This is a genomic window from Streptomyces sp. P5F9, assembly GCF_057961495.1.
The window spans coordinates 1-7644 of the sequence record NZ_JBXVPZ010000455.1; the positions used below are offsets into that span (position 1 = coordinate 1).

3 protein-coding genes are annotated in these 7644 nt (G+C 67.6%); all 3 read left to right on the top strand.

Features of this window, described 5'->3' with window-relative positions; all coding sequences use genetic code 11:
* Nucleotides 1–204, top strand: a 204-nt coding sequence (locus AC31A1_RS42275) for a hypothetical protein (protein ID WP_489658388.1), incomplete at its 5' end; no start/stop codon positions are given.
* Between the two features lie 70 nt (nt 205–274).
* Nucleotides 275–3124, top strand: coding sequence for a DEAD/DEAH box helicase (locus tag AC31A1_RS42280; protein ID WP_489658389.1), 2850 nt, complete (start codon nt 275–277; stop codon nt 3122–3124).
* A gap of 58 nt (nt 3125–3182) precedes the next feature.
* The coding region (locus AC31A1_RS42285) for an Eco57I restriction-modification methylase domain-containing protein (RefSeq protein ID WP_489658390.1) at nt 3183–7644 on the top strand (4462 nt) is incomplete at its 3' end.

Sequence of the window (7644 nt, forward strand, 5' to 3'; positions counted from 1 at the left end):
GAACCCACCCCGGCCGTGCAGGCCGAGCCAACTCCCACCACGCAGGAACAGCCGCCCGTGCGTCCGGTCGCGCCCCCCGGCATTCCACTCGCCGGCCGCCGCGACCGGGACCGAAAAAGCCCCGGGCCGCTTCGAAGTTCCGTACAGGCCAGGCGCGTGGCCGAGCAGCTGCGCGAGACCTACGCTCAGCGCGCGAAGTTCTAGCCCTGCACGGGCCCCACAGCACAGCACATGAGATTCATCGGCAGAGTCAGCAGCACAGGAGGCAGCGCACGTGACCGTCGACCAGGCCGGCGTCGCTCAGGATGCCCAGCAGGGCGGTGCGCCCCAGGATGCCAAGTACCCGCCGGGCTCGCAGATCGAGGTCCGGGACGAGGAGTGGCTCGTACGGAACGTGACGCGCACGGCCCACGACGGTGAACGCATCGAGGCGGTCGGCGTCTCGGAGTTCGTCCGCGACCAGGAAGCCGTCTTCTTCACGAAGCTCGACGACGTCCAGCTGATGGACCCGAGCCGGACCAGGCTGACCGCCGACGACTCCCCCAACTTCCGGCGCAGCCGCCTGTTCCTCGAAGCCGTCCTGCGCAAGACCCCGCTCCCCCAGTCCGAGCGCGGCCTGGCCCTGGCGGACGGTTTCCTGCTCGACTCGCTCCCCTATCAGCACCGCCCCGCGCAGCTCGCACTGTCGGGCAGGAATCTGCGCCCGCGCATGCTCATCGCGGACGTGGTCGGCCTCGGCAAGACTCTCGAAATCGGCCTGACGCTGGCCGAGTTGATCCGCCGGGGCCGCGGCGAGCGCATCCTCGTCGTCACCCCGCAACACGTCCTGGAGCAGTTCCAGCACGAGCTGTGGACGCGTTTCGCGATCCCGCTGATCCGTCTCGACTCGGTCGGCATCGAGCGCATCCAGCGCGAAATCCCTGCCGGGCGGAACCCGTTCACGTACTTCAAGCGGGTCATCGTCTCCATCGACACGCTCAAGAACACCGACCAGTACAAGCATCACCTGGAGCACATCCAGTGGAACGCGGTCGTCATCGACGAGTCCCACAACCTCATCAACCGCGGCTCGCTCAGAAACCAGCTCGCCCGCCTCCTCGCACCGCAGACCGACGCGCTGATCCTGGCCTCCGCCACCCCTCACAACGGCAACGCCCGCTCCTTCGCCGAGCTGATCTCCCTCCTCGACCCGGCCGCCATCCGCGATCCGGAACGGTACGAGGCGAAGGACATCGAGCACCTCTTCATCCGCCGCACGAAGGTCAGTCCCGAGGTCCGCGAGCAGATGAAGGGCCAGTGGGCGGACCGCGGCCCGAGCGAGTCGGTGCACTGCGCGGCGACCGAGGCCGAGGAGAGGATCTTCGAGGAGCTGGCGGAGGTGTGGCTGCCGCAGACGGAGGGCAGCGCCTCGGTGAGCGAGAGCCGGCTGTTCCCGTACACGCTGCTGAAGTCCTTCCTGTCCTCGCATGCGGCGCTGGCGGCGACGGTCGGCGCACGTATCAAGACGCTCACGGCGAAGGAGTACGCCGTTCCCGGCCCCGAACTGGCCGCGCTGGAGCGCCTGAAGAGCCTGGCGGCCGACATGTCGGAGGCGGACTCGGCGAAGTTCAAGGCTCTCGTGGAGCAGTTGCGCGCGATCGGCATCGGCCCGAGGAGTGACGCCCGGGTCGTCGTCTTCTCCGAGCGCGTCCAGACGCTGGAGTGGCTGCGGACTGCCGTCCCCGCGGCTCTCGGCTTCAAGGGCAAGGCAGCCGAACAGGCGGCGCGAGTGATGCACGGTGGCCTGTCGGACGAGCAACAGATGCAGTGCGTCGAGGACTTCGGCCTGGCGAACGCCCCGGTGCGCATGCTTTTCACCGGCGATGTGGCCTCCGAGGGCGTCAACCTGCACCGCCAGTGCCACCAGCTCATCCACTACGACGTCCCGTGGTCCCTGATCCGCATCGAGCAGCGCAACGGCCGTATCGACCGCTACGGCCAGGCACACCCACCGCAGTTCCGCGCGCTGATCCTGACGAGCGAGGTCGAGGGCGCGAAGGACGACCGGACGGTCGCCGAACGCCTGCTGGAGCGGGAGGATGAGGCACACCGCAGCATGGGCACGGCGGAGGCCGTTTCCGGCCTGTACCGCGCGGAGGCGGAGGAGAAGTCCCTCATCCAGGACCTGCTGCGCGGCCGCACGGTGGACGAATCCCTCGACGCGACGGCCAAGGCGGCGGCAGCCGAGGATTCGGGCATCGACTTCCTGGCGGACTTCTTCGGCGCGGTGGGCTCCGATCCGCGAGAGCCGGACGGCGACGCCCCGCCCGCACCCGCCGACGTCCCGCGCCTGTTCACCGGCACCCGCGAGTTCATCGACGAGGCGCTACGAGAGGTCTTCCCCGACGCGCAGAAGCAGCTGGACCTGGACCAGGACCCGGAGACGGGCCTGATGTCGTTCAAGCCGCCGTCGGACCTCACCCACCGCATGAAGGCCCTCCCACTGGACTACCGTCGCGAACAGCGCCTGCACGAACGCCTGTTGGTGACACTGAACCGCAAACTCGCGGACCTCTCGCTGGTACGCGCCCGGGAGTCGTCCTCGTCCAGCTGGCCCGAGATCTCGCTGCTGACGGACCTCCACCCGGTCGTGGAATGGCTGACGGACAAGGTCCTGGTACGCCTGGGTCGCCAGGAGGCCCCGGTCATCACGGCGGACGTCCCGGCTCCCACCTATCTGATCCAGGGCATCTTCTCCAACACTCTCGGCCGCCCGACCGTGGTGAAGTGGATGGCGGTACGCGCCGGGGAAGACCCGACCGACGACATGGTGGGCGTCCTGCGCCGGGCGGGCGTCGGCCCGACCATGGCCAACCCGCTCCACCGCCACGACCTCGACCTGCTGGCTTCCGGTATCCCGGGCGCCCTGAAGGCGGCGGAGGAATTCCTGCGCCGCCACAGCGACAAGTGGGACAAGGCGCTGATCGACCCGATCGAGAAGTACAAGCAGCGCCTGGGCGACTGGGAACAGCCGACGCTGGCGGGCGAGCGCACCAAGTCGGACCTGGCCGGCCTGGCCGACTCGCTCCTGACCACCGGCCGCCCGATGCTCCGCGTGCTCGCGGTCCTGGACTCGGCGGCCTGATTCCCGTCACCCACCCGATCCGCTTGGTCCATCCGACCCTTACGAGGTTCTTCCAGCCATGACGTACGACTCACTCGTCAACCGCGGTGACTACTTCTCCGCGCACTACCTGGCCGAGGTCTTCCCCAAGGACCTCAAGTCGGGGCTGCTGGCGGCCTGGAAGGAGCGGGAGGACGCGGCGAAGGACTCCGAGGCGTCGGCATCGGGTTCCGCGGCTCACGCCGACGTCCTGCCGGTGACTCCGCGCGCGGGCCTGCGCGAGCTTCGCCGCCCCTATTTCAGGACCCGCGCCTCCTTCGCCGAGGCGGCCGTGGAATCGGACGACACGACGACGTACGACTCACCGCTGTGGCGCGAGCGCGCGGCCGAGCTGAACGCCTCGGTGCTGCGCGCCCTCGGCTACGACGCCAAGCCGCAGACGCTGACGATGCAGCGCGCGGACCACGACTACGAGGTGCAGGTAGCGCATGCCGAACCCGGCCTGGTGGCCCTGGACTGCGGCTGGGCGGCGGAACCGGACGCGGCGCTGGATCCGGAGGGGGCAGGCCGGCTGCTGAACCGACTGCCGCTGGAGGGCTCGTCGGAGGTGGTGACGGGCTCGAAGCTGGCGTCGTTCCTGTTCGCGTGCGAGGACGCGCCACGGTATGTGCTGCTGCTGATCGGCGGCGTCGTGGTGCTCGCCGACCGTGCGGTATGGGGCGAGGGCCGCTACCTGGCAGCCTCGCTGGACGCGGCGCTGGAACGCAACGACGTACGCGCGGGCGGCGAACTCGACACGATCGCCGCCCTGTTCGGCGCGGACTCGCTGCGGACGCCGGAAGAGGGCGGCGAGAACCCCCTCGCCGGGCTGGTCGACAAGTCCACCAAGCATGCGGTGGGCGTGTCGAGCGACCTGCGGGACGGCCTGCGGCTGTCGGTGGAGCTGATCGCCAACGAGGTTCTGGAGCGGATGCGGGGGGCGGGTGTCCGCCCGGAGGACGTGAAGGAACTCCCTGAACTGTCAAGGCAGTTGACGCGGGAGTCGCTGCGCTATCTGTACCGGATCCTGTTCCTGTTGTACGCGGAGGCGCGGCCGGAGCTGGGCATCCTGCCGTCGGACTATCCGGAGTACCACCAGGGGTACGGGCTCGGGCGGCTGGGCGAGTTGGTGGCGGAACGGGATCTGGTCGGGGAGAAGGCCCGCGAGGGCTTCTACCTGTACGAGTCGCTGGACCTGCTGTTCAGGAAGGTGCAGGAGGGCTACCGGCCGCGTCGTACGCACGGCGAGGTGGCGTCAGGGGCGAATGCCGGGTCTGAATCCGAGTCCAAGCCCAAGTCCGAAGACATCGGCCTGCGCTTCGAGCCGCTTCACTCCAAGCTCTTCGAGGCGGAGTCGATCCGCCTGATCGGCAAGACGTCCGTCTCGGACCCGCGTTTCGACGAGGACGAGACAGGCGTGCCCCGGTACGTCGACACCCGGCTCAGGAACGCCACCCTGTACCGCGTCCTGCGTCTGCTGATGCTCACCGGCGGCAAGAAGGGCGAGCGTGGCGGCTTCATCTCGTACGCCCAGCTCGGCATCAACCAACTGGGCGCTGTCTACGAGGGGTTGATGTCGTACTCCGGCTTCGTCGCGAGCGAGGAGCTGTACGAGGTCGCCAAGGGCGGGGACGCGAAGGACGGGTCGTGGCTGGTGCCGGCGTCGAAGGCGGACGAGTACGCGGACTCCGTCTTCGTGCGTCGGAAGGACGAGGAGACGGGCGAGGACGTACGGGTCCGGTATCGCCCGGGGTCGTTCGTGTACCGCCTGTCGGGGCGGGACCGGCAGACCTCGGCCTCGTACTACACGCCGGAGTCGCTGACCAAGGTGACGGTGCAGCTGGCGTTGCAGCACCGGCTGGACCAGGACGGCGAGGAGACGGCGGCACGTGAGCTGCTGGACTGGAAGATCTGCGAACCGGCGCTGGGCTCGGGTGCGTTCCTGAACGAGGCCATCAATCAGGTGGCGGCGGAGTACCTGCGGCGGCGGCAGGACGAGCTGGGCGTCGCGATCGACACGGAGAAGTACGCGGTCGAGCTGCAGAAGGCGAAGGCGTACATCGCGCTCCACAACTCCTATGGCGTGGACCTCAATTCGACGGCTGTGGAGCTGGCGGAGGTCTCGCTCTGGCTCAACACGATGCATCCCGGGATGGAAGCGCCGTGGTTCGGACTGCATCTGCGGCGGGGCAACTCGCTCATCGGCGGCCGTAGGGAGGTGTACGCCGCCGAAAAGCTGAAGAAGGGGGGCTGGCTGGGTGCCACGCCGGAGCGCCTTCCGCTGATGGAGGCGGCGAAGGCCGGGGCGGGAAACTGCCTGCCTGACGGTGCCGTCCATCACTTCCTGCTTCCCGCGAAGGAGTGGGGCGCGGTCGCGGCCGAGAAGGAGGCGAAGGCCCTGGCGCCGGAGGCCGCGAAGGCGCTGGCCGCCTGGCGCAAGGCGATCACGAAGTCGCCGAGCGCCAAGCAGACGGCCCGGTTGCAGGCCCTGGCGGGGCGCGCCGAGTACGTGTGGGATCTCGTCGTACGCCGCCTGGAGATCTCAGAGCGGGAGATCTCCCGGAAGATCGACGTGTGGGGTGCGGAGGAGGGATGGATCCGCACACCGGAGAATGCGGTTCCGAGAGAGAAGGTGCTCGCCGACCTGGAAGCGGTCGACACCCCGTACTGGCGCCTGCGGACGCTGATGAACGCGTGGTGCGCGTTGTGGTTCTGGCCGGTTCAGGAAGCGTCCCTGCTGGACGGCTCCGACGAGCGGTACGCGCGGGTGGCGGACGTGGAGAAGGGCGCAGCGGATTATGAGTCCGCCGCGCTGATGGAGTGGGAGTCCGAGGACCTGTTCGGTGGTGTGGAGTCGGGCTCGCTGACGCGGGAAGCGGTGGAGAAGCGGCGTACGGGGCGGGGGCGTGGCCGCAAGGAGGCCATCGCTGAGAAGCGCCGGGCGGTTATCCCGCTGGCCGACCTGGACGACTGGCTGGACTTCGCCGAGTCGCTTCTTGGTACGCATGACGTGCCGGAGGACTCGTTGGTGGCCGGCTTTACGTCGCTGGACCAGATCGAGGAGTACGAGGACCAGCTGCCGGATCTGATGGGCATGGATCGGTCTTACTGGTTGGAGAGCCGGTTCCCGTGGGTGGCTGTTGCGGGGGATGTCGCGCGGCAACAGGGCTTCTTTCATTGGGAGTTGGAGTTCGCGCAAGTTTTTGGGGCGCGGGGTGGGTTTGATTTGCAGGTGGGGAATCCGCCTTGGGTTCGGCCGCAGTGGATGGAGGATCTGGTTCTGGCGGAGTTGGAGCCTTGGTTCGTGCTGGCCGAGAAGCCCAGTGCGGCGGAATGGCGACTTCGCAAGGAAGACGTGGTGGGCACCTGTACTGACAGCCAGAGTTTCCTCCTCGACGAGCTGGCCACCCATGCTGGGACTGTCGCCGTACTGAGCAGTCCTGCCGCCTATCCGCTTCTCGTTGGCACCCGGAGTGATCTCTACCGCGCCTTCATGGCGCAGGTATGGCGGAACATCGCACCGCATGGCAGGGCGGGCCTGATCCACCCGGACACACACTTTGGCGGCGTACGCGAGGGAGTGATCCGTGCTGCCGCGTACCGGCATCTCCGGGTCCACGCGCATTTCGTGAACTCGTCCAGATGGGCATTCGATGACCTGAACTGGTCACAAGAATTCGGGATGCACATTTACGGTAAGCCACAAGAGCCTGAATTCCTACACGTGAGCGAACTTCGAGACGCCGATGTCCTCCTTGATTCGCTAACCCACGACGGACGCGGCCCAACACCCGGCATCAAGCACAACGGCTCGTGGGACATTCGGCCGCATCGTGAGCGCGTGGTGCATGTGAACACTGCACTTCTGGCCAGTTGGCATGTATTGACGGGCTCGACAGATGGAGCGGCTCAAACCCCCCTGCTGTACCCGGTCCTCATTGGCGAACAGGGAGCGATCGAAGCGCTGGCCGCCTATCACCGCACCCTGGCCGATTACCGCCCGATGATCTCAAATGGTTACAACGAGACCAACGCCAAGAAGGACGGGTTGATCCGCTGGGGCAACCAGGCTGTCCATAAGCTCTCTGAGGCAATCCTCCAAGGACCGCACTTCGCATCGGCGCTTCCCTTCTCGAAGGAGCCGAAAATTCCCTGCCGGAGCAACAGGGATTGGGACTTGCTCAGGCCAGCCGAGCTGCCCGAGGCGTACATTCCCGTGACCAATTACGTGCGCGCCACCGACGAGGCCACGTACCTAGCGGCCCAGGACTCCTGGCGTGAAAATCCGTTCACCACGTACTTCCGGCTGGCCTGGCGAGTCATGATCCCGTTCGACAGCAGTCGTTGCCTGCACGCCGCTCTCCTCCCGCCCGGCCCAGCCCACGTCCACACCGTGAACTCGGCAGCCCTGAAGGACGACCGGCTGACCGCCCTCAACGCGGGTTTCTGGGCAGCACTGCCGCTTGACTACCTGCTGCGCATCACCGGACGCTCGCATCTCC